Annotated in this window: 25 protein-coding genes; 16 read left to right on the top strand and 9 right to left on the bottom strand. The window is 70.2% G+C overall.

The window, feature by feature from the left end; all coding sequences use genetic code 11:
- Window positions 1-69 precede the first annotated feature (69 nt).
- The 5 genes from MKK51_RS13500 to MKK51_RS13480 all read left to right on the top strand — a co-directional run bounded on the left by MKK51_RS13500 (window position 70) and on the right by MKK51_RS13480 (window position 5232).
- Complete coding sequence (locus tag MKK51_RS13500) at window positions 70-1086, top strand: alpha/beta fold hydrolase (RefSeq protein ID WP_243977765.1); 1017 nt, start codon at window positions 70-72, stop codon at window positions 1084-1086.
- A 73-nt stretch (window positions 1087-1159) separates the two neighbouring features.
- Complete coding sequence (locus MKK51_RS13495) at window positions 1160-1594, top strand: GlcG/HbpS family heme-binding protein (RefSeq protein ID WP_243977763.1); 435 nt, start codon at window positions 1160-1162, stop codon at window positions 1592-1594.
- Window positions 1595-1602: 8 nt separating this feature from the next.
- Entirely contained in the window at window positions 1603-3201 is a 1599-nt protein-coding gene (locus MKK51_RS13490) for a peptide ABC transporter substrate-binding protein (RefSeq protein ID WP_243977762.1), read from the top strand.
- A 13-nt stretch (window positions 3202-3214) separates the two neighbouring features.
- Entirely contained in the window at window positions 3215-4138 is a 924-nt protein-coding gene (locus tag MKK51_RS13485; protein WP_243977760.1) for an ABC transporter permease, read from the top strand.
- Window positions 4135-5232, top strand: coding sequence for an ABC transporter permease (locus MKK51_RS13480; protein WP_243977751.1), 1098 nt, complete (start codon window positions 4135-4137; stop codon window positions 5230-5232). The genes MKK51_RS13485 and MKK51_RS13480 overlap by 4 nt, the downstream gene beginning before the upstream one ends.
- 82 nt (window positions 5233-5314) lie before the next feature.
- Here MKK51_RS13480 and MKK51_RS13475 read toward each other — a convergent pair whose 3' ends face one another.
- The gene (locus MKK51_RS13475; protein WP_243977749.1) at window positions 5315-7039 is read right to left on the bottom strand and encodes a diguanylate cyclase; all 1725 of its coding nucleotides are present in this window, start codon (window positions 7037-7039) and stop codon (window positions 5315-5317) included.
- A gap of 560 nt (window positions 7040-7599) precedes the next feature.
- Window positions 7600-7854 (bottom strand): hypothetical protein, encoded by a 255-nt coding sequence (locus tag MKK51_RS13470; RefSeq protein WP_243977747.1) that lies wholly within the window; start codon window positions 7852-7854, stop codon window positions 7600-7602.
- A gap of 124 nt (window positions 7855-7978) precedes the next feature.
- Between MKK51_RS13470 and MKK51_RS13465 the strand changes: the two genes are divergently transcribed.
- A complete protein-coding gene (locus tag MKK51_RS13465) occupies window positions 7979-9457 on the top strand; it encodes an MFS transporter (RefSeq protein WP_409565680.1) in 1479 nt (492 codons plus the stop codon).
- A gap of 137 nt (window positions 9458-9594) precedes the next feature.
- Here the strand turns inward: MKK51_RS13465 and MKK51_RS13460 are convergent, their stop codons facing one another.
- Both MKK51_RS13460 and MKK51_RS13455 read right to left on the bottom strand, forming a co-directional pair.
- Window positions 9595-10296 (bottom strand): SDR family NAD(P)-dependent oxidoreductase, encoded by a 702-nt coding sequence (locus MKK51_RS13460; RefSeq protein ID WP_243977745.1) that lies wholly within the window; start codon window positions 10294-10296, stop codon window positions 9595-9597.
- A 64-nt stretch (window positions 10297-10360) separates the two neighbouring features.
- Complete coding sequence (locus MKK51_RS13455; protein ID WP_243977743.1) at window positions 10361-10834, bottom strand: nucleoside deaminase; 474 nt, start codon at window positions 10832-10834, stop codon at window positions 10361-10363.
- A 142-nt stretch (window positions 10835-10976) separates the two neighbouring features.
- Here MKK51_RS13455 and MKK51_RS13450 point away from each other — a divergent pair, with 142 nt between their 5' ends.
- The 4 genes from MKK51_RS13450 (at window position 10977) to MKK51_RS13435 (ending at window position 15285) form a co-directional block, all read left to right on the top strand.
- Window positions 10977-11180: a CsbD family protein gene (locus tag MKK51_RS13450; protein ID WP_026175827.1), complete on the top strand. Its 204-nt coding sequence runs from the start codon at window positions 10977-10979 to the stop codon at window positions 11178-11180.
- Window positions 11181-11332: 152 nt separating this feature from the next.
- Window positions 11333-13531: a pseudouridine synthase gene (locus tag MKK51_RS13445; RefSeq protein ID WP_243977741.1), complete on the top strand. Its 2199-nt coding sequence runs from the start codon at window positions 11333-11335 to the stop codon at window positions 13529-13531.
- The gene (gene rsmD, locus MKK51_RS13440) at window positions 13528-14085 is read left to right on the top strand and encodes a 16S rRNA (guanine(966)-N(2))-methyltransferase RsmD (RefSeq protein WP_243977739.1); all 558 of its coding nucleotides are present in this window, start codon (window positions 13528-13530) and stop codon (window positions 14083-14085) included. Before MKK51_RS13445 ends, rsmD begins: the two co-directional genes overlap by 4 nt.
- A 66-nt stretch (window positions 14086-14151) precedes the next feature.
- Window positions 14152-15285: a spore photoproduct lyase family protein gene (locus tag MKK51_RS13435; RefSeq protein WP_243977736.1), complete on the top strand. Its 1134-nt coding sequence runs from the start codon at window positions 14152-14154 to the stop codon at window positions 15283-15285.
- A 43-nt stretch (window positions 15286-15328) separates the two neighbouring features.
- On the opposite strand, the gene MKK51_RS13430 is transcribed toward MKK51_RS13435, so the two are convergent.
- Window positions 15329-15733 carry a winged helix-turn-helix transcriptional regulator gene (locus MKK51_RS13430; RefSeq protein ID WP_243977734.1) on the bottom strand — a complete coding sequence of 135 codons (405 nt, stop codon included), beginning with the start codon at window positions 15731-15733 and terminating at the stop codon, window positions 15329-15331.
- A gap of 76 nt (window positions 15734-15809) precedes the next feature.
- On the opposite strand from MKK51_RS13430, the gene MKK51_RS13425 reads away from it, so the two are divergent.
- On the top strand, window positions 15810-16421 hold the full coding sequence (locus MKK51_RS13425) for an FMN-dependent NADH-azoreductase (protein ID WP_243977732.1): 612 nt from the start codon (window positions 15810-15812) through the stop codon (window positions 16419-16421).
- 3 nt (window positions 16422-16424) lie between these two features.
- On the opposite strand, the gene mutL is transcribed toward MKK51_RS13425, so the two are convergent.
- The 3 genes from mutL to MKK51_RS13410 form a co-directional block, all read right to left on the bottom strand.
- Window positions 16425-18389, bottom strand: coding sequence for a DNA mismatch repair endonuclease MutL (gene mutL / locus MKK51_RS13420; protein ID WP_243977731.1), 1965 nt, complete (start codon window positions 18387-18389; stop codon window positions 16425-16427).
- Window positions 18390-18460: 71 nt separating this feature from the next.
- The gene (locus tag MKK51_RS13415) at window positions 18461-19285 is read right to left on the bottom strand and encodes a hypothetical protein (RefSeq protein WP_243977729.1); all 825 of its coding nucleotides are present in this window, start codon (window positions 19283-19285) and stop codon (window positions 18461-18463) included.
- On the bottom strand, window positions 19282-19731 hold the full coding sequence (locus MKK51_RS13410) for an abscisic acid-deficient protein Aba4 family protein (RefSeq protein WP_243977727.1): 450 nt from the start codon (window positions 19729-19731) through the stop codon (window positions 19282-19284). The genes MKK51_RS13415 and MKK51_RS13410 overlap by 4 nt, the downstream gene beginning before the upstream one ends.
- A gap of 39 nt (window positions 19732-19770) precedes the next feature.
- Here MKK51_RS13410 and MKK51_RS13405 point away from each other — a divergent pair, with 39 nt between their 5' ends.
- Window positions 19771-20424 (top strand): TetR/AcrR family transcriptional regulator, encoded by a 654-nt coding sequence (locus MKK51_RS13405; protein WP_243977725.1) that lies wholly within the window; start codon window positions 19771-19773, stop codon window positions 20422-20424.
- An 85-nt stretch (window positions 20425-20509) separates the two neighbouring features.
- Here the strand turns inward: MKK51_RS13405 and MKK51_RS13400 are convergent, their stop codons facing one another.
- Entirely contained in the window at window positions 20510-21526 is a 1017-nt protein-coding gene (locus MKK51_RS13400; protein WP_243977724.1) for an SIS domain-containing protein, read from the bottom strand.
- 302 nt (window positions 21527-21828) lie between these two features.
- Here MKK51_RS13400 and MKK51_RS13395 point away from each other — a divergent pair, with 302 nt between their 5' ends.
- The 4 genes from MKK51_RS13395 (at window position 21829) to MKK51_RS13380 (ending at window position 26258) form a co-directional block, all read left to right on the top strand.
- Window positions 21829-23517: a methyl-accepting chemotaxis protein gene (locus MKK51_RS13395; protein ID WP_243977722.1), complete on the top strand. Its 1689-nt coding sequence runs from the start codon at window positions 21829-21831 to the stop codon at window positions 23515-23517.
- Window positions 23518-23598: 81 nt separating this feature from the next.
- The gene (locus MKK51_RS13390; protein WP_243977720.1) at window positions 23599-24093 is read left to right on the top strand and encodes a hypothetical protein; all 495 of its coding nucleotides are present in this window, start codon (window positions 23599-23601) and stop codon (window positions 24091-24093) included.
- A gap of 100 nt (window positions 24094-24193) precedes the next feature.
- On the top strand, window positions 24194-25624 hold the full coding sequence (locus tag MKK51_RS13385) for a protein adenylyltransferase SelO (protein WP_243977719.1): 1431 nt from the start codon (window positions 24194-24196) through the stop codon (window positions 25622-25624).
- A 43-nt stretch (window positions 25625-25667) separates the two neighbouring features.
- Window positions 25668-26258, top strand: a complete 591-nt coding sequence (locus MKK51_RS13380) for a hypothetical protein (RefSeq protein WP_243977717.1) — start codon at window positions 25668-25670, stop codon at window positions 26256-26258.
- Window positions 26259-26275: the final 17 nt, after the last annotated feature.

Raw genomic sequence — 26275 nt, 5'->3', positions numbered from 1 at the left:
AGGGGAGGGCCTGGATCAACCGGGGAGGCTTCGCGTTTCCCGGAGCCTACTCCGTACCCGGACGAGACGATGCCCGCACCGATCCGCCGCGACAGGCCCGCTTCCCGCGCGGGCCTCGCCGCCAAGCTCGCTCTCCTGCCCCTCGGCGCCGCGGGCGCCTGGATCGCATGGAGCCGGTTGGCGATCGACCACGATCAGACGCTGCATCCCGCCCTGCCGGGACGGCACGAGCGCCTGGACACGCCGGCCGGGGATATCGGCCTCTACGGGGAGGCCACCGCGCCGGGCGTTCCGCTGCTGCTGATCCATTCGGTCAACGCGGCGGCGAATGCCTACGAGATCCGTCCGCTCTACCGGCATTACGCGGGGAGCCGCCCGGTCTATGCCCTCGACCTGCCGGGTTTCGGCTTCTCGGAACGCAGCGACCGGGTCTACACGCCCCGCCTGATGACCGACGCGCTCCACGCCGTCACCGCCGAGATCCGTGCTCGACACGGCGGCGGAGAGATCGATGCCGTCGCCCTGTCCCTGTCCTGCGAATACCTCGCCGCCACCGCGCTCGAATCGCCGGGCGATTATCGCAGCCTCGGCCTCATCAGCCCCACCGGCTTCGATTCCCGCTTCGTCGGCCGGCACCGCGACCGGACCCGGCACGGCGGCGCCGTCGCCCGTGCCATGCTGAACGCGCCGCTCTGGGGAGAGCCGCTGTTCGATCTTCTCGTGAGCCGGCCGAGCATGCGCTTCTTCCTGGAGAAGACCTGGGGCTCGAAGGACATCGACGAGGGCCTGCTCGCCTACGATCACGCCTCGGCGCATCGTCCGGGCGCGCGGCATGCGCCGTTCTCGTTCCTGTCCGGCGCCCTGTTCCCGGACGCGCCGGGGCGGTTCTACGAGGCGCTCGCCCTCCCGGTCTGGATGATCCACGGGGTGCGCGGGGATTTCGTCGACTACCGCCATGCCGACCGTGTCGCCGGCCGCCCGAACTGGACCGTCGACGTCCTGCCCACCGGGGCCTTCCCGCATTTCGAGGACCTGGCGGCGGTGACGCGGCACTACGATGGGTTCCTGGCCGACCGCGATGGGTGACGCCGGGGCTGGTCCGGCATCGACGGGCGGGGTACGTCCGTCGTGACCCGTGCACTCATCCCCCGGTAAGCCGATGCCCGACCTGACCCTCGCCGCCGCCCAGACCATCGTCGCCACCGCCCTCGAGACGGCACGCGGACATAGCCTGAAGCCCCTCGCGGTGGTGGTCTACGATGCGCGCGGCGCGCTCAAGGCCATAGCCGCGGAGGACGGCACGTCCCTGCGCCGGGCGGAGGTCGCCATGGGCAAGGCCAATGGCTGCCTCGCGCTCGGCCTCGGCGGCCGCGCGATCCACAAGCGTGCCGAGGAGCAGGCCTATTTCGTCGCGGCGGTGAGCCATCTCGTCGGTCCCGCCGCGCTGGTGCCGGTGCCGGGCGGTGTCCTGATCCGCGACGGCGACGCGGTCATCGGCGCCGTCGGCATCTCGGGCGATACCTCCGACAACGACGAACTCTGCGCGCTCGCCGGGATCGAGGCGGCGGGGTTCACCGCGCAGACCGGCGCCTGAGCGCCGCCATGCGCCCGGACCGGCGCGCCTGCCTTCTCGGCGGCGGTGCCCTGCTCGTGGCAGGAACCGGTCCGGCGCGCGCGGCTGCCTCCTCCGTCTACCGGCGCGGCAACGATGCCGATCCCGAGACCCTCGACCCGCACAAATCCTCCACCGTGGCGGAGGCGCATATCCTGCGCGACCTCTACGAGGGCCTTATCACCTACGACAACCACGGCGCCCTCATTCCCGGCGCCGCGACGCACTGGACCGTGTTCGACGACGCCCTGACCTACACGTTCCACCTGCGCGAGAACGGGCGCTGGTCGAACGGCGATCCCGTGGCGGCGGCCGACTTCGTCTTCGGACTGCGCCGGATCATGGCCCCGGAGACGGCGGCGAAATACGCCGAGGTGCTGTATCCCCTCAAGAACGCCCGCGCGGTGAACCAGGGCGAGGCGGCGCCCGAGATGCTGGGCGTGGCGGCCCCGGATGCACGGACCCTCGTCGTCACCCTCGACCGGCCGACGCCCTACCTCCTCGAACTCCTCACCCACCAGACCTCCCTGCCGGTGCATCCGCCCTCGATCGCGCGCTTCGGCGATGCGTTCACCCGGCCGGGCAACCTCGTGAGCAACGGCGCCTACGCCCTCGCGGACATGGTGCCGAACGACCGCATCACCTTGCGGCGCAACCCGCATTTCCATGCGGCGGACGGGATCTCCATCGAGACCGTCGCCTTCCTGCCGACACCCGACCTGTCCAGCGCGGTCCGCCGCTATGCCGGCGGCGAGATCGATTCCCTGGCCGACCTGCCCGGCGACCAGATGGCCTCCCTCAAGGCGCGGTTCGGCGATCAGGTCGTCCTCGGCCCGTCGCTCGGGCTCTATGCCCTGGCCGTCAATACCCGGAAGCCCCCCTTCGACGACGCCCGCCTGCGCCGGGCCCTGTCCCTGGTGATCGACCGGGAATTCCTGGCCGAGAGGCTGTGGGGCGAGACCATGGCGCCGGCCTATTCCCTGTGCCCGCCGGGCCTCGACAATTACCGCGCGCCTCTGGAACTCGAAGGCCGCAGCGCCCTGCCGATCGACCGCGAGGAGGAGGCCCGCGCCCTCCTCGCCGAGGCCGGGTTCGGCCCGGGCGGCAAGCCCCTCCGGATCGAGTATCGCTTCAACACCACCGACAACAACCGCAACACGGCGGTGGCCATCGCCGACATGTGGCGCGGCATCGGCATCGAGACCCGCCTCGTCTATACCGACGCCAAGACCCACTTCGCCCATCTGCGCGACGGCGGCGATTTCGACGTCGCCCGCATGTCCTGGTTCGCCGATTACTCCGATCCGCAGAACTTCCTGTTCCTGCTGGAGACCGGCAATGACGGGCTCAACCCCGGCCGTTACAGCAATCCGGTCTATGACGGGCTGATGCGCGAGGCGGCCTCCGAGCGGGATCTTGCCAGGCGGGCCGACCATCTGTTCCGGGCCGAGACGATCATCCTCCATGATCTGCCCTGGATCCCGGTGCTCCACACCCGTTCGAAGGCGCTGATCTCACCGCGTCTCACCGGCTATCATCCGAACCCGCGCAACGCGTCGCCGACGCGCTTCCTGAGGCTCGCGACGTGAGGCCGGCGGCGGCATGATCGGCCTCATCCTGCGCCGCATCGCCCAGGCGGTCCCGACCCTGTTCCTGGTGGTCACCGGCAGCTTCTTCCTCATCCGCCTCGCGCCGGGAGGCCCGTTCGACCTGGAGCGTCCGCTGCCGCCGGCGGCGATGCGCAACCTCGCCGCCGTCTACGGCCTCGATCAGCCGCTCATCGTTCAGTACGGGCGCTATCTCGGTGCGCTGATGCGGGGCGATCTCGGCCCTTCGTTCTCGTTTCGCGATCTCACCGTCGCGGATCTCTTCGCGCGGGGCCTGCCCGTCTCCATGACCCTGGGCGGCCTCGCCCTCGTCCTGGCGCTGGCCTGCGGGATCGGCCTGGGAAGCTGGGCCGCTCTCCGTCGCGGCGGATGGATCGACCGTGCCATCGGCCTCCTCGCGGGGCTGACCCTGGCGGTGCCCAACTTCGTCGTGGCGCCGCTGCTCCAGATCGTGTTCGGGCTGACCCTGCGCTGGCTTCCGGTGGGAGGCTGGGAGGGCGGATCGCCGTCGCATCTCGTGCTTCCCGTCCTCACCCTCGCCCTGCCGCAGGTCGGCGCCATCGCCCGCCTGACGCGGGCCTCGCTCAACGAGACCCTGAACGCCCAGCCGGTCCGCACCATGCGCGCCATGGGCCTGCCGCCCCACCGCATCGTCCGCCACGCCCTGCGGGGATCGCTGCTGCCGGTGGTGTCCGTCCTCGGGCCGACCGCCGCCGCGCTGCTCACCGGCTCCGTCGTGGTGGAGACGATCTTCGGCCTGCCCGGCATCGGCCGCGCCTTCGTCGACGGGGCGCTCAACCGCGACTACACCCTGGTGATGGGGACCGTGGTGCTGGTGGCCGCGTTCGTCACCCTCCTCAACATCGCCGCCGACATCGTCTGCGCCCTCCTCGATCCGCGCCTGAGGACAGCCCGATGACGCGCGCATGGGCGAGGTTCGCGCGCAACCGCGGTGCTCTGGCCGCCGTCCTGGTTCTCGTGGCGATGACCCTCGCCTGTCTCGTCGGTCCAAGTCTCACCGGCCACGAGCCGGGGCGGATCTACCCCGACCTGGTGCGGACCGCGCCGGGCCTCGCCGCCCATCCCGAACCCGACGAGATCGCCCCCGCCCTCACCCGCCTCGCCTTCCGCATGCGGCTCGCGGTCTCGGACATCGCGGTCACCGGCGACACGGTCCGCATGGTGTTGTCGGGTGCCTCCGAACCCAGCGATGCCAGGGCGATCGACGAACGGGTGCTGGTCTACCTGCCCCGTTCGGACCTGTTCGGCCCCGCCTCCATCGTCGAGCGCCGGGACGGGGGACGTCGCCTCGTGGTCGAGGCTCCCCTGCGGCGCCTGCGGTTCCTCATGGGCACCGACATGCTGGGGCGGGACATTCTCACCCGGAGTCTCGTCGCCGGGCGTGTCTCCCTCCTCATCGGGGCCGTCGCCACCGCCGTGGCGCTCCTCGTCGGGATCGCCTACGGAGCGCTCGCCGGCTATCTCGGCGGCGCCGCGGACGCGGTGATGATGCGCGTCGTCGACATGCTCTACGCGCTGCCCTTCGTCTTCTTCGTGATCATGCTGCTGGTGTTCTTCCGCTCCGGGCTGGGGCTGATCCTGGTGGCCATCGGCGCGGTGGAATGGCTCGACATGGCCCGCCTCGTGCGCGCCCAGACCCTCTCCCTGCGGCATCGCGATTTCGTCCGCGCCGCCGAGGCCCTCGGCTTGTCGACGGCGGCGATCCTGCGCCGGCACATCGTCCCGAACACCCTCGGTCCCGTCACGGTGGCGGCGACCCTCCTCGTGCCCAAGGTGATCCTGCTGGAGAGCTTCCTGTCGTTCCTCGGCCTCGGGGTGCAGGAGCCGGCCACGAGCTGGGGCGCCCTCATCGCGGAGGGGGCGCGCGCCCTCGAATCCGCCCCGTGGATGCTCGCCGGCCCCGCCGCTTTCCTCGTCTCGACCCTGGTGGCCCTCAACGTCCTCGGTGACGGCCTCGGCGACGCCCTCGATCCGCGGATCGCCGAGGAGTGACGGCCCCGGGGCCGCGGCCCGGTCGAACCCGCATGGACCTTGCCGGCCTCGAGCCGAGGTCGGGCGGGATCCTGCGGGTTGGCTATGCCACCGATCTGAGGTCGGCGATGTCCGCCGTGAAGGTGTGGATGCAATTGCGTCCCCGCGATTTCGCCTCGTAGAGGGCACGGTCCGCGCGCTCGATGGTGCGGTCGATGTCCCTGTCGGATCGCTCCGCCGCGGCGATGCCGATGCTGATCGTCGCCAGGAGGCGATTGTTGTCCGGCTCGAACACGGTGCTGGCCACGGTCTGGCGAATGCGCTCCGCGATCAGCGCCGCGCCGACGGCGCTGCTGTCGACGAGCAAGACGACGAACTCTTCGCCGCCGAAACGCGCGACCTTGTCCGTCGTCCTGATGGTGTCGTTGACGATGGAGCCGACCTTGCGGATGACCACATCGCCCGCCGGGTGGCCGTAGCGGTCGTTGACCCGCTTGAAATGGTCGATGTCGATCATCAGCACCGCGATGGAGCGGCGTTGGAGCTTGAAGTCGTTCAACGCCTCCTTCGCGAGGGGCAGGAATGCGCGCCGGTTGAGAAGGCCCGTGAGAGCGTCCCTGTTGGCGATGAGCTGCATGGCCTGGAGGTCGGCTCCGATGCGCTTGACCCGGTCCTGCGCGGCCTGCACGGCCCGTGATGCTTCGTTCTCGATGTCGCGCGCATCGGCCTCTGCGGTGCCGATCCGTCTCAGCAGGGATCGGACGGCGGCGGACAGGCGCAGCACCTCGGGCGAGCCATGGACCCGCTCCGTCATCGTCGCGTTCGGCTCACGGCCGATCCGGTCCACCGCATCCGTGAGGTCGGTGAGCGGGCGGGTCAGGCGCGTCACCACCAGGAAGATGCCGACAGCGCCGATCGCAGCGGCGGCGAGGCCGATCAGGGTGATGAGAACAGTGAGGCGATGGGCGCCCGCGAGCGCCGTATCCACCGGCTGGAGGGCGACCACGATCCATCCGAGACCGGTATAGTCGCCCCGGCCGCGGGTGGCGGAAATGGCGGCAAGCTGCTTGCCGTCCGGGCCGCTCGCGATGAAATGTCCCGCCGCGAGATCGGCGGGTGAATAGGGTGTGGTCCCGAGCGCCGGTCCCAGGAGCACGCGGCCGGTCCGGTCGAGGACGACGATCTCCTCCTTCAGCTCCGGCCTGCGCGAGGACAGGACTTCGCGACGCACCACGTCCGCCCAGCTCCAGCTGAGATGGCTTCCCAGGACGCCGATGATCCGGCCCGCCGCATCGGTGACGGGAGATGCGAAATCGACGAACCGGAACGGAGTCTTGTCCGCATTGGGTTTGAGCAGGCTCTGCAGCAGGGCCGCGACGTGTACGTCCTCGGCGACCGCGCCCTTCATCCCGTCGATGAACCAGGGGCGCTGCCCGACATTCGCGCCTTCCAGGATGCCGCCGGTCGCCGCGCGGACCTTTCCGGTCTCGTCGGCAAAGCCGATCCAGGCATAGTCCGGAAGGGTCTTCTGCATCGTCTGCAGGACTTTGCGCAGACTTCCGGTCTCTTCCATCCAGTGGGATTGCAGCGGATCGAGCGCAGCCACGTTGCGGATCTCGCGCAGGCGCTCGGCCATGTCCTGGTCCAGGCGATCGGCGACGGAGCGCGCCACCTGCAGCAGGGCGTTCTGGGCCATCTCGGTGGCCTGCCCGCGCGCCAGCAGAGCGGAGCCCAGCGTGCTCGCGGCCACGATGGACAGGCCGACCGCCCCGGCGAACAGGCTGATCTGGTGCCACAGGGAGATCTTGTCCGCGAGCCGTCCCAGCATCGTTTCCGGTCCTCGGTGAGCCGCGACCCTGCAACTCAGGGGCTTGCGAGAACGTCAACTGGAAAAGTCAATTTTTCGTATAAATAAAGGTCTCGCATAGCAAAAACAGGGAATCGATATGTAATCGGACGACATGCTATCGTTGCATGAGCCTATTCAGTTGCGCAGCCTAATTCCTTCCATCGAGAATATTGTTCCAGGACATTTATTAATATAGTAAAACAATGGATTGGCGTATATTTATAGATAACGCTATAGCATTCGTCAAATTGATCGATATTTGTATATGTTCATGTATTCGATGTTTTTATTGCCGATATGTCACGGATGATCCAAGAACGATTACATTTCATCGTTCGACAGGATGGGCGACGACTGTCATTTCGAGGGCGTCGCACGGGGGAGCGTCATGTGCGCTGCGCGAGACTGTGCTCGGACGCCGCCCACTTCCCACTTTCCACTGCCCTCGTCCGTCGCCGAGCGACCGTCGAATGGTCGACGTGGCGGCGCGGCTCGTATCCGCGCCGTCCAAAACGCCCCTGCACCGCTGCGCCGGCGGCTCACCGGTCGGCGAGGAGGCCGGGATAGACCACCCGCACTGTGCGCCGCTCCGCCGGGATGTCGGCGGTCGGGCGGTCCTTGACCGCGGCGACGGTGCTTCCCGTCGTCGTCACGTCGGCGGGGCGCAGGCGCCAGCCTTCGGCCCCGCGCGGCGGTTTGTGCGAGGCCTCGTCGGCGCGAAGGGGCGATGGTGCGATCGCGGCGCCCGCGAGCACGGTCGTGACGAGGATGACGGAGAGAAGACGGGTATTCATCGGTCGAGGCACCCGGAGACGAGCGCCATGAGTGGAGCGTGAATAGGTAAAGAGGCCGACGGAACCCCGAGGCTTGGCTGTTCATTGCCAACAGCAATCGTGTCCGAGAGTTAACGAGGCGTCGATGACGAGTATGGTCGAGGCAAAGCCGGGCACCGCCCCGCCTGAGCGGGTTCCGATGGGCACGGTGATCGACACCGACATTTCGGCTCGTCTCGACCGGCTACCCTGGGGACGCTTCCATATCCTCGTCATCGTGGCGCTGGGCATCACCTGGGTGCTCGACGGGCTGGAAGTCACCCTCGCCGGTTCCCTGGTCGGCGCCCTGCGCGCCGAGCCGATGAGCTTCACCGAGTTCGATATCGGATTGGCGGCGAGCTCCTATCTCGTCGGCGCGGTGGTCGGGGCGCTCGGCTTCGGCTGGCTCACCGACAGGATCGGCCGCAAGAAGCTGTTCTTCATCACGCTGGCCCTCTACCTCGCCGCCACCGCGGCCACCGGCCTGTCGTGGAACATCTACAGCTTCTGCATCTTCCGCTTCCTCACCGGCGCGGGCATCGGCGGCGAATACACCGCGATCAACTCCACCATCCAGGAACTCGTCCCGGCCCGCGTGCGCGGCTGGACCGACCTCGTCATCAACGGGTCGTTCTGGATCGGCGCGGCTCTCGGCTCCTTCCTCTCCATCGCCGTGCTGCGTCCCGGCATGATCGACCCGGCCTGGGGCTGGCGCATCGCCTTCTTCGTCGGCGGCGGCATCGGCCTCGTGATCCTGCTGCTGCGGACCTGGATTCCCGAGAGCCCGCGCTGGCTCGCCACGCACGGCTACGTCGCCGAGGCGGACCGCGTCGTCACCGGTATCGAGAAGCGCTTCACCGACGAGGGCATCACCCTGCCGCCCGTCGACGAATCCAAGCGCATGAAGCTGAAGACGCGCAGCCACACGCCGCTCAAGGAAGTCTTCGGCACGATGCTGCTCGGCTACCGCAAGCAGACATTGGTGGGCCTCGCCCTGATGATCGCGCAGGCCTTCTTCTACAACGCCCTGTTCTTCACCTACGCCCTCGTCCTCCAGCGCTTCTACGGGGTGCCGGGCGACCATGTCGGCTGGTACCTGCTGCCCTTCGCCCTGGGATCGTTCCTCGGCCCGCTGCTGCTCGGCCGGCTGTTCGACACGATCGGCCGCCGCCAGATGATCGCCTTCACCTACGGCATCTCGGCGGTGCTGCTCACCATCACCGGCTACCTGTTCAAGATCGAGGTGTTCGGTCCCGTCGGCCAGACGGCGGCCTGGATGGTGGTGTTCTTCTTCGCCTCCGCCGCCGCGAGCGCCGCCTATCTCACCGTGGCCGAGACCTTCCCCCTCGAGATCCGGGCGCTCGCCATCGCGGTGTTCTACGCGCTGGGCACCGGCATCGGCGGCGTCTCCGGCCCGCTCCTGTTCGGTGCCCTGGTGGAGACGGGATCCCGCGACAACGTGCTGATCGGCTACGGCATCGGTGCCGCGCTGATGCTGATCGCCGCCGTCGTCGGCGGGATCTGGGGCACGGCCGCCGAGGGCAAGTCCCTGGAGGATGTCTCGAAGCCGCTGGCGGCGGCCTGAACGCCGGCCGGTTCTGAGGCTCCCTCTAAGCAGGTTTCGCGGAAGTGGCCCCCGGTTCTGCGATCAAAACCTGCGACAGAGCAAAGAGCTGAGCAGGGTGAAGCGTTGGCTTGCCGACGCGAACCTGCTTAGGCGCCTCAGAACCGCTCCACCCATGGACGCAGGGCGATCTCGGAGGTCCAGGCGCTGCGGTCCTGGCGCAGGATGTCCCAATAGGCCGAGGCGATGGCGTCGGGATCGAGCAGGCTGTCGGGGGCATCCGCGGTCTCGGGGCGGGCGGCGCTCCGGATCCCGCCGTCGATGACGACATGGGCCACGTGGATGCCCTTCGGCTGGAGCTCCCGCGACAGGCTCTGCGACAGGCCGCGCAGGGCGAACTTGCCCATGGCGAAGGCTGCGGACTCGGCATAGCCCTTCACGCTCGCCGACGCCCCCGTGAACAGGATCGCGCCGTGGCGCCCCGGCAGCATGCGTCGTGCGGCGGCCTGCGCCACGAGGAAGCCGCCATAGGCCGAGACCATCAGGGCGTGACGCACCGCGTCTGGGTCGAGATCGGCGACGGGTCCGCGCAACCGGCCGCTGGCATTGTAGATCACCACGTCGGGCGGGCCCCCGAGGGCCGGTTCCATCCGGGCGAACAGCGCCTCCACCTCCGAAGGGTCGAGGGCATCGCAGGAATGCAGGACGGCCCCGGTCTCCGCCGCCAGCCCTTCGAGCTTGCCGATGGAGCGCGAGGCCAGACCGAGGCGAAGGCCCTCGCGGGACAGGCGCCGCGCCAGGGAGGCGCTCAAGCCCTCCCCGGCGCCGACGACGAGGGCACGCTGGTAGGTCGGGACCATGGGGTATCTCCGGACACGTGAGACGCTTGTGCCGAACGTTCCCGCACCCGGAAGGCTCCGTGCGTCAGCCCTCCCGCCGATCGCGAAAAAAATCGCGCAGGAGCGTGGCGGCCTCCGCCTCGCGCAGACCGCCATAGACGTCCGGCGCATGGTGGCAGGTGGGCTGGTTGAAGACCCGGGGGCCGTGCTCGACCCCGCCGCCCTTCGGGTCGAGGGCCGCGAAATAGACCCGGCGGATGCGCGCGAACGAGATGGCGCCCGCGCACATCGGACAGGGCTCCAAGGTGACGTAGAGGTCGCAGCCGATCAGGCGCTCGTCGTCGATGGCGGCGCAGGCGGCGCGGATCGCCAGGATCTCCGCATGGGCGGTGGGATCGCGGAGCGCCCGGGGGCGATTGTGGGCGACGCTGAGGATCGCGCCGTTCCGCACGATCACGGCTCCCACCGGCACCTCTCCCTCGTCGGCCGCGCGGCGGGCGGCATCGAAGGCGAGGCTCAGAGGGTCCGTCGCGGCCTTCGGGGAGACGGGCGCAGTCATGATCGTCGGGCCCAAGCTTCTGTCTTCGTTGAGAAAATGGCCGGGTCGAGACCCCGTGATCCGGCCCGGCAGGAACCTCGCGGCGACCGAGCCGTTTCCTTCCCGACGCGGCAAGGCCGCAGGATCTTTTCAGGAGCAGACGATGAGCAGCACCACCGACAAGATCAAGGGTCTCGCCAACGAAGCGGTCGGCAACGTGAAGCAGGGCATCGGCAATGCCACGGACAACGACAAGCTCAAGGCCGAGGGCAAGGCCCAGGAACTGAAGGGCGAGGCCCAGAAGACCGTCGGCGACGCCAAGGACGGCGTCAAGAATGCCGCCGATACGGTGAAGAGCAAGCTCTGAGCTTCGACACCGAACTTTAGGGAATACGCACGAGAAGGCGGCCGGGAGGCCGCCTTTTTTCATGTGTGGCCGCAACGCCCCCTTGCGCGGAGGGCGGGCCGCTCCACGCGCAATCGCTCGCAACCGCGCCTCCGCTCTGTTATGGGGCTGGGATGAGCGACAAGACAGACGAACAGACGGGCGGGTCCGAGGACGCGCCCGAGACCAACACCGTTTCCGGCGAAGCGTGGTCCCCGGCGACCGATGCGGGCGTGCCCGGCCCGTCCGCCGAAGAGCAGCCGGCCCCGCGCCGGGCCGCACCGGCCAGGGGCGGAGACGCCCCCTTGCGCCGGAAGGCGGCGCTGCCGAGGCCGGCGGCCAAGGCCGTGGAGGCGGCCGCCTCCGGTGAGTCCGATGCGGCGACTCCCGAGGGCGACCGAATCGCCAAGGCCATCGCGCGTGCCGGCATCGCGTCCCGCCGCGACGTCGAGGCGATGATCGGCGAGGGCCGCGTCACCCTCAACGGCAAGGTGCTGACCTCGCCGGCGATCAACGTGACGGATGCGGACGAGATCACCGTTGACGGCGAGCCCCTGCCCGCCCGCGAGCGGACCCGGCTGTGGATCTATCACAAGCCGCGGGGCCTCGTGACCACGGCACGCGACCCGGAAGGGCGCCAGACCGTCTTCGAGGCCCTGCCAGAGGATCTGCCGCGTGTCGTGGCCATCGGCCGTCTCGACATCAACACCGAGGGCCTGCTGCTGCTCACCAACGACGGCGGCCTCGCCAAGGTCATCGCGCATCCCGATACCGGCTGGCTCCGGCGCTACCGTGTCCGAGCGCATGGCGACACGAACCAGGCCGAGCTCGACAAGCTGCGCAAGGGCGTCACCATCGACGGCATGGATTACGGCCCGGTGGACGCGGTCCTCGACCGGGCCTCCGGCGACAACCTCTGGCTGACGCTGGGCCTGCGCGAGGGCAAGAACCGCGAGGTCAAGCGCATCCTCGAACATCTGGGTCTGGCGGTGAACCGGCTGATCCGCCTGTCCTTCGGTCCGTTCCAGCTCGGCGACCTCGAAGTGGGCCTCGTCGAGGAGATTCGCACCAAGGTGCTCAAGGAGCAGCTGGGTCCGACCCTCGCCGACCAGGCCGGCGTCGATTTCACCAGCCCCAACCGCGAGCCGATCGCGCCGTTCGGTTCGCCGAAGGCGGCTCAGCAACAGACCAAGCAGCCCGCCCGCAGCGCCTCGGCGGCCGCGGCGCGGAGCGCCGGCCGCAGCTATGACGACGCCCCGCGCGGCGGCGAGCGCGGCGGTGAGCGCGATCGTGGCGGCGACCGTCCCCTGCGCAAGCCCGCCGAGCCGGCGCGGGTGCCCACCGGCGGCAACAGCGCCGGTCCCCGCCGCTCGGTCTGGCGCGCCGAAGAGGCTGCGCCGCAGGAGGAGGGTACGCGCCGGGTCAAGATCCCCCGTCGTGGCGCCGATCCCAAGGCCGAGCGCGAGGCCGCCGCAGCCCGAGGCCGCGAGCGCGTCGGCGCCATCAACACCGGCGAGCGTCGGGTCCTGGTGGAACGCCTGAAGGCGAGCCCGCAGGAGCCGGCGCCCGAGCCGCATCGCCGCGACCGAAGTGCGCGCCGTGACGAGACCGGCGCTGCCGAGCGCCCGGTCCGGACGCTGCGCCAATCCGATGCCAAGGCGGCCCGTCGCGAGGAGACCGATGCCCGGACGCCGCAGCGCCGTTTCGACGGAGATGCCAGGCCCCCGCGCAGCGACACCAGGCCCCCGCGCCGGGACGATGCTCCGCGCGGCGGTTTCGGGCGGCCCGACGGCGCCGAGCGGCGCGGTCCGCCCCGTGGCGGCGACGAGCGCCCGCGCAGCTTCAAGCCCCGCGACGGCGGCGGGGTCAACGACCGGGCGGAGCGGCCGGCTTTCAATCGCGGCGAGCCGCGCGGCGACAGGCCGTCGGGATTCCGCAGCGAGAAGCCGGCCTTCCATCGCGGCGGCGACGATCGTCCCGGTGGCGGCCGCCCCGGCGGGTTCAAGTCGGGCGGGTTCAAGCCCGGTGGTTTCAAGGGCCGCTCCGACGACCGGCAGGGCGGCGACCGTGACATCGGCGCCGAACGCTCGGGCGCCGATCGCGGCGGCTTCCGTCCGGGCGGCAAGCCCGGCGGGTTCGGCAAGCCCGGCGGCTCCAGCAAGCCCGGCGGATCGGGCAGACCCGCCGGGACGGGCAGGCCCGGCGGTTTCAAGGCCGGTGGTTCGTCCCGGCCCGGCGGTTCGGCCAAGCCCGGTGGGTTCGGCAATCGCGGCGGTGGCGCGGGCGGCAAGCCCGGCGGCGGCGGCCGCCCGCCCCGCGGCGGCTCGCGGTGAGGATCGTCGGCGGCGACCTGCGTGGCCGCCGCCTCGCCACCCCGAAATCGGACGCGATCCGGCCCACCTCGGACCGCCTGCGCGAGGCGCTCTTCAACGTCCTCGCCCATGCCTATGACGATACCGTGGCCGGCGCGCGGGTTCTCGATCTCTTCGCCGGAACGGGGGCGCTGAGCTTCGAGGCCCTGTCCCGCGAGGCGAGCTACGCCCTCCTCGTGGACGAGGGCGCGGAAGCGCGCGGTCTGATCCGCGAGAACATCGATGCCCTGGGCTGCGCCGGCAAGACCCGGCTGTTTCGCCGCGATGCGACCAAGCTCGGCCCCGCCGGCACCAGCGGAACCTTCACCCTCGTCTTCTGCGATCCCCCCTACAACCGGGATCTCGCGCCGACCGCGCTGGCCAGCGCATCCCATGGGGGGTGGCTCGCCCCCGGTGCTCTTGTCGTGGTCGAGGAGGCCGCCGGCGCCAGCGTCGTGCTGCCGCCCGGTTTCACGGAATTGGAGCGACGGGTCTACGGCGACACCGCCCTGGCCTTCGCGCGCTTCCAGGCCTGAGACCTCGACCCTGCGGCCCCGGCGCGCGCCGGGAACCCCGGGGCGTCGCCGCCGCGTTGCCCCGGCATGGTCCTCGAAGACGCCACGCGCGAACCCGTCACCGCTGAACCGCCGACGCCCGAGGCGACGGACGCGCCGCGCGACTCCCGCCTGTGGCGGCCGCGTCGTGTCCTGGTGACGCCGGCGGCCCTGGACCACGCCCAGGGCCGCGCGATGCTGGCGCGGGCTGAGGCGCTCGGTCTCCCGGTGGAGCGCCTGTCGAGCAACCGTCTCACGGGCCTGCGCGACGAGGATCCGCGCCGGGCCTATCGCGAGGCGAAGGCGACCCTCGCCATCGTGGTGGCGCCCCCGAGCAAGCTGCGCCTGCAACCGATCCCGCCCAGTGCCGACTGGCGCTTCGATCTCGCCGAGGGCTGCCCGGCCCATTGCCAGTACTGCTACCTCGCCGGCTCCCTGTCCGGCCCGCCGGTGACGCGGGCCTACGCCAATCTCGACGCGATCCTCGCGAACCTGCCGGCCTATCTCGGCGCGGGCGGCGTCACCTCGGCCCAGGCCGGCCGGGTCGAGGAGGGCACCACCTTCGAGGCCTCGTGCTACACCGATCCCCTCGGCATCGAGCACCTGACCGGCTCGCTCTCGGCGGCGATCACGCATTTCGGCGCCTGGGACGCGGCGGTGCAATTGCGGTTCACGACGAAATTCGCCGCCGTCGAGCCGCTTCTGGCCCTGCCCCATCGGGGCCGGACCCGCGTGCGATTCTCCCTCAACGCCCGTGCCGCCGCGCGCTACGAGGGCGGCACCGCCAGTCTCGACGCCCGCCTGCAGGCCCTCGGCGCCATGGCCCGCGCCGGCTATCCGGTGGGTCTCACCATCGCGCCGATCATCGCCGTTCCCGATTGGCCGGACGCCTATGGCGGCCTCCTGCGGGAGGTGGCGCAGGCGCTGTCCGGTCTGTCCGACCTCGACCTCACCGTGGAACTCATCACGCACCGGTTCACCCCGGGGTCGAAGGACGTGCTCCAGGGCTGGTATCCCGGCTCCGACCTGCCGATGCGGGAGGAGGAGCGCAGTCGCAAGCTCACCAAGTTCGGCTCGGTGAAGTACGTCTATCCCCGCGATCTCATGCGGACGATGCGGGAAACGATCACCGCCGCCGTCACGCGCGAGCTCCCCTTCGCCCGGATCCTCTACTGGACCTGAGGGGCCGATCCGACCGACGTCATGCCCGGCGAATGTCCCGGGTTCAGGCCGGGTCCCTTTCGCCGGCCGTGTCGAAACGGGTCCGCGCGGCATGGATCGCCGGCAGGTTCGCGAAGGCCCAGCTGCCGAGCGCCTGGACCGGCACCTGCAGGGAGCGGCCGAGGGCGGTGAGTTCGTAATCCACGCGGGGCGGGATCGTCGGAGTGACCGTGCGGGAGACGAGGCCGTCGCGCTCCAGGCCGCGCAGGGTGAAGGTGAGCATCCGCTGCGAGATGCCGCCGATGATCCGCTTCAACTCGTTGAAGCGCCGGGGGCCATCCGTCAGCGTCATCACCACGAGGATGCTCCACTTGTCGCCCACCCGCGCCAGAACCGTACCGACCACCCGGCAATCGCCGGGGCGGTGAGGAGGCTGTGCCTCGGTTACCTCGCTGTGTCCGGGTTCCACGAATGTGCCTCCTTGCGCATGTGCCGCTCCGGTTATCTATAGCGTCTCGGTATCATTCTGATACCGAGGATCGAACATGAACCTTCTGCACATCGACAGCAGCATCCTGGGCGAGCATTCCGTCAGCCGCGCCGTCTCGGCCGCCATCGTCGCCCGCCTCCGCGAGGGCGCACCCGATCTCAAGACGACCTATCGCGATCTGGCCGCCACGCCGATCCCCCATCTCTCCGGCGCCTATCTCGCGGGCCATCAGCCCAACGCCACCAACACGCCGGACATCCAGAACGACGTCGCCCTCGGCCGCGCGGTGCTGGCGGAGTTCCTGGCCGCCGACATCGTGGTGATCGGCGCACCGCTCTACAATTTCACGATCTCGACCCAGCTCAAGGCCTGGATCGACCGCATCCTCGTGGCCGGCCAGACCTTCAAATACACCGAGAGCGGCGCCGTCGGCCTCGTGCCCGAGAAGCGCGTCATCGTCGCCGTGTCGCGCGGCGGTCTCTACGGTGCGGGGTCACCCGCCGCCTCGGCGGAACACGCCGAGACCTATCTGCGGGTCGTCCTCGGATTCATCGGCATCACCAACCCGGACTTCATCATCGCGGAGGGGATCGCCCTCGGTCCTGACGCCCGCGAAAAGGCCCTTGCCGGTGCCCTCGACGCCGCCTCCGCCCTGGCTGCCGCCTGAGGCCTAGCGCCGGCCGAACAGCCGCTCGATATCGTGGAGCTTCAGTTCCACGAAGGTCGGGCGGCCGTGGTTGCAGGTGCCGGCGAAGGGGGTCGCCTCCATCTCGCGCAGGAGGGCGTTCATCTCCTCTGGCCGCAGGCGCCGTCCGGCGCGGATCGATCCGTGGCAGCTCATGCGCGAGAGGATCGCGTCGAGGCGCCGCCCGAGCGGGCCGCCCTCGGTGCCGTCCGCACTCCCCTCCTCCAGCCCGCTCGCGTCGAGGGCGTCGAGGATGTCCTCCAGGAGACGGCGGGTGGAAGAATCCGCCAGCGCTACGGGAACCTCGCGCACGAGGACGGCGCCGGTTCCGAAGGCCTCGAGGGTGAGGCCGAGACGGTCGAGGTCGGGGGCGGCCGCAATCAGGCGCTCGGCATCCTGGGGCGCCATCTCCACCACGTCGGGGATCAGGAGGCCCTGGCGCGCGATGCCGCCGGCGGCGCGCTCGCGCTTCAGGCGCTCGTAGACGAGGCGCTCATGGGCCGCGTGCTGGTCGACCAGCACGATCCCATCGCGGGTCTGGGCGACGATGTAGGTCTCGTGAAGCTGCGCGCGGGCGGCCCCCAGGGGATGCTCGCTCTCGGGCGGTTCGATCTCCGGCTGGCGCAGGTCGGCCCCGGGCGGCGCGAGATCGGCGGAGAACAGCGCCTGCCCGGTATCCCCGAACCCGTCCCCGAACCCGTCCCCAAACCGGTCGAGCCCCGCTTGAGGCGCCTCGAACAGACTCCCTCCGGCTCCGAAGGACGGGGCCGCCGCATGGCCGGCGGGCGCGCCGAACGAGGGCAGCCCGGGCGGGAGCGCGGCCCTGCCCGACCAGGCGCCGCGTCCCGGGTGCGCCTGCATCGCCGGCCGCAGCGACGGTGAAGCATGACCCGGACGCAGGGCCTCCAGGGTCCGGGCGCCGCCCGTGCTGGCGTTGCGCGCTCCGACCTGCCGCAGGGTCTCGTGGATGGCACTGACGATGAGCGCGCGCACGAGGCCCGGCTCACGGAAGCGCACCTCGGTCTTGGCGGGATGGACGTTCACGTCGACGAGGGCGGGGTCGCAGGTGATGGCGAGGCCGAGCACCGGATGGCGGTCGGAGCTCATCGTGTCGGCATAGGCGCCGCGCACGGCACCGAGCAGCAGGCGGTCCCGCACCGGGCGGCCGTTGACGGTGAAATGGATCTGGTTGCCCGCGCCGCGATGGTAGCTCGGCAGGCCGATATGGCCGGACAGGGCAAAACCTTCCCGCGCCATGTGGAGGGGGGCCGAACTCGCGCCGAAATCCGGCCCCAGCACCGCCGTGAGCCGCCGCAGGGCCGCGTCGTCGCCGGTCTCGGCGGCAAAGACGAGGGGGCTGCCGCTCTCGGAGCGGAGGGCGAAGCGGATCCGCGGCTGCGCCACGGCGATGCGCCGCAACCCATCGGCGATGGCCAGCGCCTCGGCGCGGTCGGACTTGAGGAATTTCAGCCGCGCCGGCGTCGCCGAGAACAGGTCGGTGACCTCGATCCGCGTGCCGCGCGGGCTCGGGGCGGGGCGGACCTCGCCCTTGATGCCGGCATCGACCACCAGGGTCGACCCGGTCTCGGCCTCGGCCGTCCGGCTGGTGAGGGAGAGGCGCGCCACCGCCCCGATGGACGGCAGCGCCTCGCCGCGAAAGCCGAGGGAATCGATCCGGGTCAGGTCACCGCCGGGCAGTTTCGAGGTGGCGTGGCGCTCCACCGCGAGGGCGAGATCCTCGGCGCTCATGCCGGCGCCGTCATCCACCACGCGGATCAGCCGGCGCCCCCCCGCCTCGATGGTCACCTCGATGCTGGCGGCGCCCGCGTCGATGGCGTTCTCCACCAGTTCCTTCACGGCGGAGGCCGGACGCTCCACCACCTCGCCGGCAGCGATGCGGTCCACGAGGATCGGGTCGAGGCGGCGGACGGGGCGGAGCACGGGCGGCATTCCTCCCATCATAGGCGAGCGCGACGCCGCCTCAAAGCGCCGCCCGCCTCGTCGGGGAGGGAGGGACGCGGTCAACCGAAGGGAAAGGCGAGGCCCCGACCGGCCTGGATCCAGGCGCCCGCGATGACACTGCAGAGGAGGCAGGCCGCCAGCGTCACGAGCACCCGTCGCCGGGACAGGCCCAGGGCGATGAAGGCGGCGGCGGCGAGCGGGACGACCTGTTCCCCGTGCATGCCGAGGAAATGCGCGATCCTGAGATCGCCGCCCGCCCGGTTCCAGCCGAGCAGGGGCCAGGCCGCACCGATCGGGCCGACCGCATGGCCGCGGTTGGCGCTGAGGGCGATGCCGGTGGCGGCTCCGAGGACCACCGTCATCGCGAGGCCGAGAACCACCGCAAGGCGCAGGCTCGGCTCGAGACCGAAACGCGGCCGGACCGCCACCGCGATCGCCAGGGGAATCTTGGCAGCGAGCAGGGTCAGGGCCATGACCCCCATCAGGGCGTAGAGGACGGCGTGCAGGGAATCGCCGTCGTTGAAATGCGAGGTCCGGGCCTGGGCGGCCTGCAGGGTGATGTAGCCGAGTTCGAACCCGCCGGCCGCGACGAGGAGGAACCGGCCGGTGCGCAAGGAGCGGGAACGGCGATGGTCCGGGCGGACGTAGCCGGCAAACCAGGCGAAGGTCAGCGCGTATAGGCCGACCGAGACGAAGAACTTCGCGGGTTTCGTCCAGACGAAGGCGGCATCGATGAGCCGCCCGTCGACGAGGGACAATGCCAGGGTGACGGCGCCGGTCAGCAGACAGGCGAGGCCGCAGGCGGTGAGGACGGGATCGTCCGCGCGCAGCCGGGCGAGCGCCGTGCGGCGACGGTCCTGTCCGGCGAGGGCGAGCGCATTCATGGCCGGGCTTCCAGGCCGAGCCTGCCGGTGCTGAGACCGATGACGAGGGCGAGGAGCAGCCCGGCCGGGCCGACGATGAAGGTGAGGACGAGGCAGGGCAGGATCAGCAGCGGCGAAAGCCCCGCCCCGGTGCCGGCCCGTGCGATCCAGGTGCCCACGACAAGATCGAAGGCGAAATAGTGGATCCAGCCGGCGGTGAGGGCATGGTCGTCGGCGAACAGGGAACGCACCGCCGCGATGGAGTCGAAGCCGCCCTTCGCGCCGCCGGCCAGCCCCGCCGCCAGGGCGCCGATATAGGCCACCGCCAGAAGCGCCGGCAGGACGAGCCCCGTGCCGATCCAGGTCGCGCGTCGGAGTCGAGGAGCGAACAGCGCGACGGCGAGGGCGATCCAGCCGAGAAGGGCGATCGTACTGCAGAGGGAGAACAGGCTGGCTGCGGGGAGCATGTCTTGCCCGGCTCCATCTTGACATTGTATAGATCGAGCATGTGCGGGCATCTCGACACTGTCAAGTCACCAAAGAAGGCCGGGTCCGCCGGGTCCGCCGCCTACCATCACGGCGACCTGCGGGCCGCCCTGATCCGGGCGGCGACGGCGATCGTGCGGGAGCGCGGGATCGACGGCTTCTCGCTGAGAGAGGCGGCAAGGCGGGCGGGCGTGTCGCCGGCGGCCCCGCAGCATCATTTCGGCGATGCGCGCGGGTTGCTCACCGCACTGGCAACGGAGGGGTTCCGGATGCTCGGCGACGCGCTGGCGGCGGCCGATTCCACGGCGATGGACCGCGATGGGCGGATCCGCGCGCAGGGCCGGGCCTATGTCGCCTTCGCCCTCGACCATCCGGCCGAGTTCGACACGATGTGGCGCTGTGCGCGGATCGATACGGGCGACGCGTCCTACGCGGCGGCCGCCGGTCGCGCGTTCGGGCTCCTGAAAGCGGCGGTTGCCGGGACCCCGTTAGAGGACGGCGAGCGACCGGCTGCGTCCCCTCACGCCGCACCGGACCCGAAGGCCATCGCCTGCTGGTCCCTCGTCCATGGTCTCGCGCGGCTCGCCCTCGACGGGGCGCTGGGGCCGGCCGAGGCGGCGCGCGGGGCCATCGACGGGATGCTGGAGCCGGTCCTCGACTGCCTGGCGGTGTGATGCCCGGACGACGCGGCCCGATGCCCGCTCTCCTCGCGAGGCCGGGGGGCGGGTCCGCTCCGGTCTTCGCGGAACAGGCTCGTCGTCAGGCGACCCCTGCCCGCAGCAGGTCGTGATAATGCACGAGGCCCACGGGCCGGTCGTTGTCCACGACGATCAGCGAGGTGATCTTCATCGATTCCTGGATTTCCAGGGCCTTGGCGAGGAGGGTCTCGGGGCTCACCGTGCGTGGCCTGACGCTCATCAGGGCTTCGACCAGGAGGCCGTCGAGATCGGCCCTGAACACGTTGCGGCGCAGGTCGCCGTCGGTGAGGATGCCGGCGAGGCGGCCGTCCTCGTCCACCACCACCACCGATCCGAACCCTTTGGCGTCGATCTCGGCGATGGCGGCCCGCATGCCCGTGCCGCGCCGGACCACCGGCAGCTGGTCGCCCGCATGCATCACTTCGCGCACCTGCCGGAGCGAGGCGCCCAGGCGTCCGCCGGGATGGTAGATGCCGAACTCGCGGGCGGAGAAACCGCGGGCCTCGAGCAGGGCGATGGCGAGCGCGTCGCCCAGAGCGAGCTGCATCGCCGTGGAGGTGGTGGGCGCGAGCCCGTTGGGACAGGCTTCGCGGGCCTTGGGCAGGGTCAGGCAGATATCGGCCTCCCGCCCGAGGGTCGAGGCGGCATTCGCCGTGATGGCGATGAGGCCGACCCGGTAGCGCCGCGCATAGCCGATGATGTTGGCGAGTTCCGTGGTCTCGCCCGACCAGGACAGGGCGACGACGACGTCCTCCGGCTGGATCATGCCGAGATCGCCATGGCTCGCCTCGGCCGGATGGACATAGAGCGCCGGGGTGCCGGTGGAGGCCATGGTCGCCGCGATCTTGCGGCCGACATGGCCGGACTTGCCCATGCCAGTGAGGATGGCGCGGCCCTTGGCGGCGGAGATGCGCGCGACGGCCTCGGAGAACGCCGTGCCGAGACCGTTGCCGATGGCCTCCATCAGGCAGCGCAGGCCCTCGCATTCGGTCTCGATGGTACGCAGGGCCGAGGCTATGGCGGGCGCATGGCCGGCATCGGGGGGCGACATCCGCTTCTCCGCTGCAGCACCGCCCATGACCATCCTCTCCTTCGCCGGCGCGCGCGGCGCCATGACGTGCCGCCTATGCAAGGCGAATGTGGTCGGACGGGGGCTTGCGCCCGTGGGACGCCGCGGACCGGTATCGGCAGCGGCGAGGCGGAGACGAGGGGTATCGGGGGGGAGGCGCGCGCATTCTCCGTCCGTCCCGTCGATAAACCTATGCTGCGCCGATGTTGAAGAATGTCCGATTACACCAAGCGATTGTTAACCGTTCGGCTGGAATGTCATATCCCAAGTAAAGGCTGATCGTCGTGGCCCGCGATCAGGAAGAGGTTATCATGTCGATCCAGACGCTTTCGATTCGTGCCAAGCTCGTCGCCGTCTTCTCCCTCCTCACGTTGTTCGTCATCGGCCTGGGAGTACTCGGGATCGTCAGTACGCAACGCATGCGCGAGCAAGCGCTCGAGATCGAAAACAACTGGCTTCCGAGCATTCGTGTCCTCGGCGAGATCGATACGATGACGGCTCGCAACAACGGCGTCATGCTGCGCCACACGCAGGAAACCGACCCCCAGAGGCTGGCGACCATCGAGGGCGACCTCGTGCGGTTCGGAAAGAAGCTCGACGACAAGAAGGTCGCCTACGAGCGGTTGATCTCCTCTCCCGAAGAGCGCGAACTCTACGAGACCTTCGTGCGCGAGGCCGCCAAATTCGCCGCCATCCGTCAGACCATCCTGGACATGTCCCGCAACGGCGAGAAGGCGCAGGCCTACTCCTTCTATGAGAACAAGGGGATCACCATCCGCCGGGGCATGTCGGACGCCCTCGAAAAGCTGGTGAACCTGAACAATGCCGGAGCGGATCAGGCGCAGGCACGCAGCAAGACGGTCTTCGAAGAGGCCCGGACCCTGGGCATCGTCGGCATCGTCGTCGCCGTCCTCCTGTCCGTCCTGTCCGCCTTCATGATCATCCGCGGCGTGAGCCGTGGCATCGATTCCGTGGTGCAGCCGATGCAGGCGCTTGCCGCCGGCGACCTGTCGGTGACCATCCCGCACCAGAACGTCAGAACGGAGATCGGGCGCATCGCCGACGCCGTGCAGGTGTTCAAGGACGGACTGAACCGGATGAAGGCCCTGGAAGACGAGAACGCCCTGGCCCGCGCCGGCGCGGACGCACAGCGCAAGGCCGCCATGCGGTCCATGGCTGACGGATTCGAGAGTGCCATCGGCGGGATCATCCAGAGCGTGTCCAGTTCGGCGACGGAGCTGCAGGCCACCGCGCAGAGCATGGCCGGCACCGCGACGGAGACCGCCGCGCAATCCACCGGCGTCGCCGCCGCGGCGGAACAGGCCGCCGCGAACGTCACCACCGTGGCGGCCGCCGCCGAGGAACTCGGCTCGTCGGTGCAGGAAATCGGCCGTCAGGTCAGCGCCTCGGCCAGCCTTGCCCACGTCGCCGTCGAGGAAACCGCCCGGACCGCTCTGCTCGTGAAGGACCTGAACAGTGCCGTTGCGAAGATCGGCGACGTGGTGACGATGATCAGCGCCATCGCGGGCCAGACCAACCTCCTGGCCCTGAACGCGACCATCGAGGCGGCCCGCGCCGGTGAGTCGGGGCGCGGCTTCGCCGTTGTCGCCGCCGAGGTGAAGGAACTCGCCAACCAGACGGCCAGGGCGACCGAGGAGATCGGCGGCCACATCGCCTCGGTCCAGGGCTCCACCGATCAGGCGGTCTCGGCGATCGGCAGCATCACCACCCGCATCCAGGAGATCAGCGCCGTCGCCACCACGATCGCCGCCGCGGTGGAGGAGCAGGGCGCCGCCACGCAGGAGATCGTGCGCAACGTGTCCCAGGCCGCCACCGGCACGGGCGAGGTCACGGTGAACATCGCGGGCGTGGCCGGCGCCGCCGAGGAGACCGGCGCCGCCGCCGGCCAGGTGCTCGGCGCGGCATCGGAGCTGTCGCGGCAGTCCGAGCATCTCAACGCCGAACTGGGTCGCTTCCTCGCGACGATCCGCGCGGCCTGACCGGGGCTGGCCTCCTTTGCGGGAGCGCCGACCCCCCTCCCCGACTGGTGAGATCCGCCCCCGGCGCGGTAGGCCTCACGGATGCAGCGCGTCATCGTCATGGGGCCACCCGGAAGCGGGAAATCGACACTGGCGCGGCGCCTCGGCGCCGCCCGTCACCTGCCCGTCTTCCATCTCGACCAGGCCTATTTCCGTCCGGGCTGGGAGCCCGTGCCGGTGGAAGAGTTCCGTGCCGAGGTCGAGCGTCTCGCGGCCCTCCCCCGCTGGATCATCGACGGGAACTACACGGACGTGATCGGGCCGCGCTTCGAGGCGGCGGACACCCTGGTCTATCTCGATCTGCCGGCCTGGCTGACGATGGCGCGCGTGATCCGCCGCCTGGCGGCGAGCTACGGCCGGGTGCGGCCGGATGCGGCGCGCGGATGCCCGGAACGGCTCGATACCGAGTTCCTGCGCTACGTCTGGACTTGGAACCGCAAGAGGCGGGCCCGGAACCTCGCCATGATCGGGCGGTTTCCCGGCCAGGTCGTGATCCTGTCGGGCCGGGCGGAGCAGCGCCGGTTCGGAGGGGCGTGACCCTCCTTCGATGGGCGTTCGCATCCGTCGGGGATGGCTGTCATCGCCGGCCCGCCCTCGCTAGGGTCCCGGCCGCCCTCGTAGGAACCCGCGCTCGCCCATGTCATCACCCCGCACCGCCGCGAAGCATGCCGAACTCGGCCCCGATTTCTACGACGTCGTCGCGGCCGCCGATTTCCCGAAGACGATCCTGCGCTACCGGAACCGGCCCTGGTCGGCACGGGTGGGACTCGACGGCCTGTCCGACGAGGCGTGGGTCGCACATTTCGGCCGGTTCCAGCCCCTCGCCGGCAGCCTGCCCCAGCCTTTGGCGTTGCGCTATCACGGCCATCAGTTCCGCTCCTACAACCCGGATCTCGGCGATGGGCGCGGCTTCCTGTTCGCGCAGCTTTACGACCTCGCGGATGGGCGCCTCCTCGATCTCGCCACCAAGGGCAGCGGCACGACGCCGTGGTCGCGCACCGCCGATGGCCGCCTGACCCTGAAGGGGGGCATGCGCGAGATCCTCGCCACCGCCATGCTCGAGGCCCTGGGCGTCGACACCTCGAAGAGCTTCAGCCTGATCGAGACCGGCGAGGACCTGGAGCGGGGCGACGAGCCCTCGCCCACCCGGTCCAGCGTTCTGGTGCGCCTCAGTCATTCCCATATCCGCATCGGCAGCTTCCAGCGCCTGCTGGCGCTGGACGAGCCGCACAACATCGAGAAGCTCCTCGATCATGCGGTGCGGACCTACCTGCCGGAGGCCTGGCGCGAGGAGACCGCGCCCCGTGCCGTCGCCTTCCTGGAACAGGTCTGCCGGCGGGTCGCCCGCACGGGCGCCCAGTGGATGGCGGCGGGCTTCGTCCACGGGGTGCTGAACACCGACAACATCAACATCACGGGCGAGAGCTTCGATTACGGCCCCTGGCGCTTCGCGCCGACCAGCGACCCGGGCTTCACCGCCGCCTATTTCGACGTCCATGGACTCTACAGTTTCGGCCGCCAGCCCGAGGCCCTGTTCTGGAACCTCAGTCGGCTGGCGGAATGCCTGATGCCGCTCGCCGACCGCGACGCCCTCGAAGGCGCCCTGAAGGTTTTCGGATCGAGCCTGCAGGATGCCTTCGCCGACGCGCTGCTCGCCCGGCTCGGCCTCGCCAAGCCCGCCGACGAGGGCGACCTGCACCGCTTCGTCGCCGCGTTCTGGGGCTTTCTCGCGAAGAGCCGGGCGCCGTTCGAGCAGACGTTCTTCGACTGGTACGGCGGTCTCGCCAGTTCCGGTCGCGCGGCGGCGAGCCCCTCCGCCGCCTTCTACGAGCGCGAGGATTTCGCCGCCGTCCGGGCCAGCCTCGCATCCTTGTCCCCGGTCGAGACCATCCGCCTCGACCATCCGTATTTCGCCGGGACCACGCCCTGCACGATGCTGATCGACGAGGTCGAGAGCCTGTGGTATCCCATCGCCGAGCGGGACGACTGGTCGGCGCTCCATGCCAAGCTCGATGCGATCGCCCGGATGGCGGAGGCCTACGGCACGGCGCCCGCACCCATCGCCTGAGACGGCGCCCTGTTTCGGACACATGGCTGCGTAGGTTCAGGCGATGGCGGCGGTCGACGTCCGCCTGGACGGCACGATGACGGATATTCGGATCACGGCGGGCTCCTTCGGCGAGGGAGTGGCCACCTACGACAACGGCGTGTTCCGCTTTCCCAACGGCGATATCCGTGGCGTGGAGGATCTCTCCGACCTCGGCCTGCCGACCGAAGCGGCGCCGGAGCCCCATTGGAGCGGCGACATCGTGCGCGGTCTGCAGGGCGCTCTTGCCACCTCGACTAAGGGATTGCCGTCGCCCTTCGGTTTTGCCGCCTCCTTCGTGGGGCTCGGGCTCGACGTCCTCGAATCCACGGCCACTCCCACCGCGACCCTGCCGCTCACCTTCACCGACGGCGCCAGCGCGACCATGGCGGCCGACAACGCCATCGCGGCCCTCATCCTGCGCGACCGCGACGTGGTGCGTCTCGCGCTCGAACGGAGGGCGCCCGCCCCGGCGGTCCGGTCGGTCCCCGAGCCGGAGCCGATGGTCCCGGCACCGGACCCGAGCGATCCGACCCTGACGTCGATGTTCCAGTACGAGAAGCGCAAGGGACGCCTGCGCCGCGTCGTCACCGAGAAGACGCCTCAGGAGACGTGAGCGGACGCCGCGGATCT

This window comes from Methylobacterium sp. E-045 (assembly GCF_022829685.1).
In the GTDB taxonomy this organism is placed as follows: Bacteria; Pseudomonadota; Alphaproteobacteria; order Rhizobiales; family Beijerinckiaceae; genus Methylobacterium.
The sequence above is the reverse complement of the archived record's forward strand: the minus strand, read 5'-3'. Positions and strand labels throughout refer to the sequence as shown.

What these genes read in the sequence shown, in the direction of transcription:
- MKK51_RS13500 (WP_243977765.1), top strand. Translation starts at nt 70, where the DNA reads ATGCCCGCACCGATCCGCCGCGACAGGCCCGCTTCCCGCGCGGGCCTC.
- MKK51_RS13395 (WP_243977722.1), top strand. Translation starts at nt 21,829, where the DNA reads ATGTCGATCCAGACGCTTTCGATTCGTGCCAAGCTCGTCGCCGTCTTC.
- MKK51_RS13475 (WP_243977749.1), bottom strand. Translation starts at nt 7,039, where the DNA reads ATGCTGGGACGGCTCGCGGACAAGATCTCCCTGTGGCACCAGATCAGC.
- MKK51_RS13425 (WP_243977732.1), top strand. Translation starts at nt 15,810, where the DNA reads ATGAACCTTCTGCACATCGACAGCAGCATCCTGGGCGAGCATTCCGTC.
- MKK51_RS13380 (WP_243977717.1), top strand. Translation starts at nt 25,668, where the DNA reads ATGGCGGCGGTCGACGTCCGCCTGGACGGCACGATGACGGATATTCGG.
- MKK51_RS13450 (WP_026175827.1), top strand. Translation starts at nt 10,977, where the DNA reads ATGAGCAGCACCACCGACAAGATCAAGGGTCTCGCCAACGAAGCGGTC.
- MKK51_RS13455 (WP_243977743.1), bottom strand. Translation starts at nt 10,834, where the DNA reads ATGACTGCGCCCGTCTCCCCGAAGGCCGCGACGGACCCTCTGAGCCTC.
- MKK51_RS13390 (WP_243977720.1), top strand. Translation starts at nt 23,599, where the DNA reads ATGCAGCGCGTCATCGTCATGGGGCCACCCGGAAGCGGGAAATCGACA.
- MKK51_RS13460 (WP_243977745.1), bottom strand. Translation starts at nt 10,296, where the DNA reads ATGGTCCCGACCTACCAGCGTGCCCTCGTCGTCGGCGCCGGGGAGGGC.
- MKK51_RS13445 (WP_243977741.1), top strand. Translation starts at nt 11,333, where the DNA reads ATGAGCGACAAGACAGACGAACAGACGGGCGGGTCCGAGGACGCGCCC.
- MKK51_RS13410 (WP_243977727.1), bottom strand. Translation starts at nt 19,731, where the DNA reads ATGCTCCCCGCAGCCAGCCTGTTCTCCCTCTGCAGTACGATCGCCCTT.
- MKK51_RS13490 (WP_243977762.1), top strand. Translation starts at nt 1,603, where the DNA reads ATGCGCCCGGACCGGCGCGCCTGCCTTCTCGGCGGCGGTGCCCTGCTC.
- mutL (WP_243977731.1), bottom strand. Translation starts at nt 18,389, where the DNA reads ATGCCGCCCGTGCTCCGCCCCGTCCGCCGCCTCGACCCGATCCTCGTG.
- MKK51_RS13480 (WP_243977751.1), top strand. Translation starts at nt 4,135, where the DNA reads ATGACGCGCGCATGGGCGAGGTTCGCGCGCAACCGCGGTGCTCTGGCC.
- MKK51_RS13405 (WP_243977725.1), top strand. Translation starts at nt 19,771, where the DNA reads ATGTGCGGGCATCTCGACACTGTCAAGTCACCAAAGAAGGCCGGGTCC.
- MKK51_RS13470 (WP_243977747.1), bottom strand. Translation starts at nt 7,854, where the DNA reads ATGAATACCCGTCTTCTCTCCGTCATCCTCGTCACGACCGTGCTCGCG.
- MKK51_RS13435 (WP_243977736.1), top strand. Translation starts at nt 14,152, where the DNA reads ATGGTCCTCGAAGACGCCACGCGCGAACCCGTCACCGCTGAACCGCCG.
- MKK51_RS13465 (WP_409565680.1), top strand. Translation starts at nt 7,979, where the DNA reads ATGACGAGTATGGTCGAGGCAAAGCCGGGCACCGCCCCGCCTGAGCGG.
- MKK51_RS13485 (WP_243977760.1), top strand. Translation starts at nt 3,215, where the DNA reads ATGATCGGCCTCATCCTGCGCCGCATCGCCCAGGCGGTCCCGACCCTG.
- MKK51_RS13495 (WP_243977763.1), top strand. Translation starts at nt 1,160, where the DNA reads ATGCCCGACCTGACCCTCGCCGCCGCCCAGACCATCGTCGCCACCGCC.
- MKK51_RS13400 (WP_243977724.1), bottom strand. Translation starts at nt 21,526, where the DNA reads ATGGGCGGTGCTGCAGCGGAGAAGCGGATGTCGCCCCCCGATGCCGGC.
- MKK51_RS13385 (WP_243977719.1), top strand. Translation starts at nt 24,194, where the DNA reads ATGTCATCACCCCGCACCGCCGCGAAGCATGCCGAACTCGGCCCCGAT.
- MKK51_RS13415 (WP_243977729.1), bottom strand. Translation starts at nt 19,285, where the DNA reads ATGAATGCGCTCGCCCTCGCCGGACAGGACCGTCGCCGCACGGCGCTC.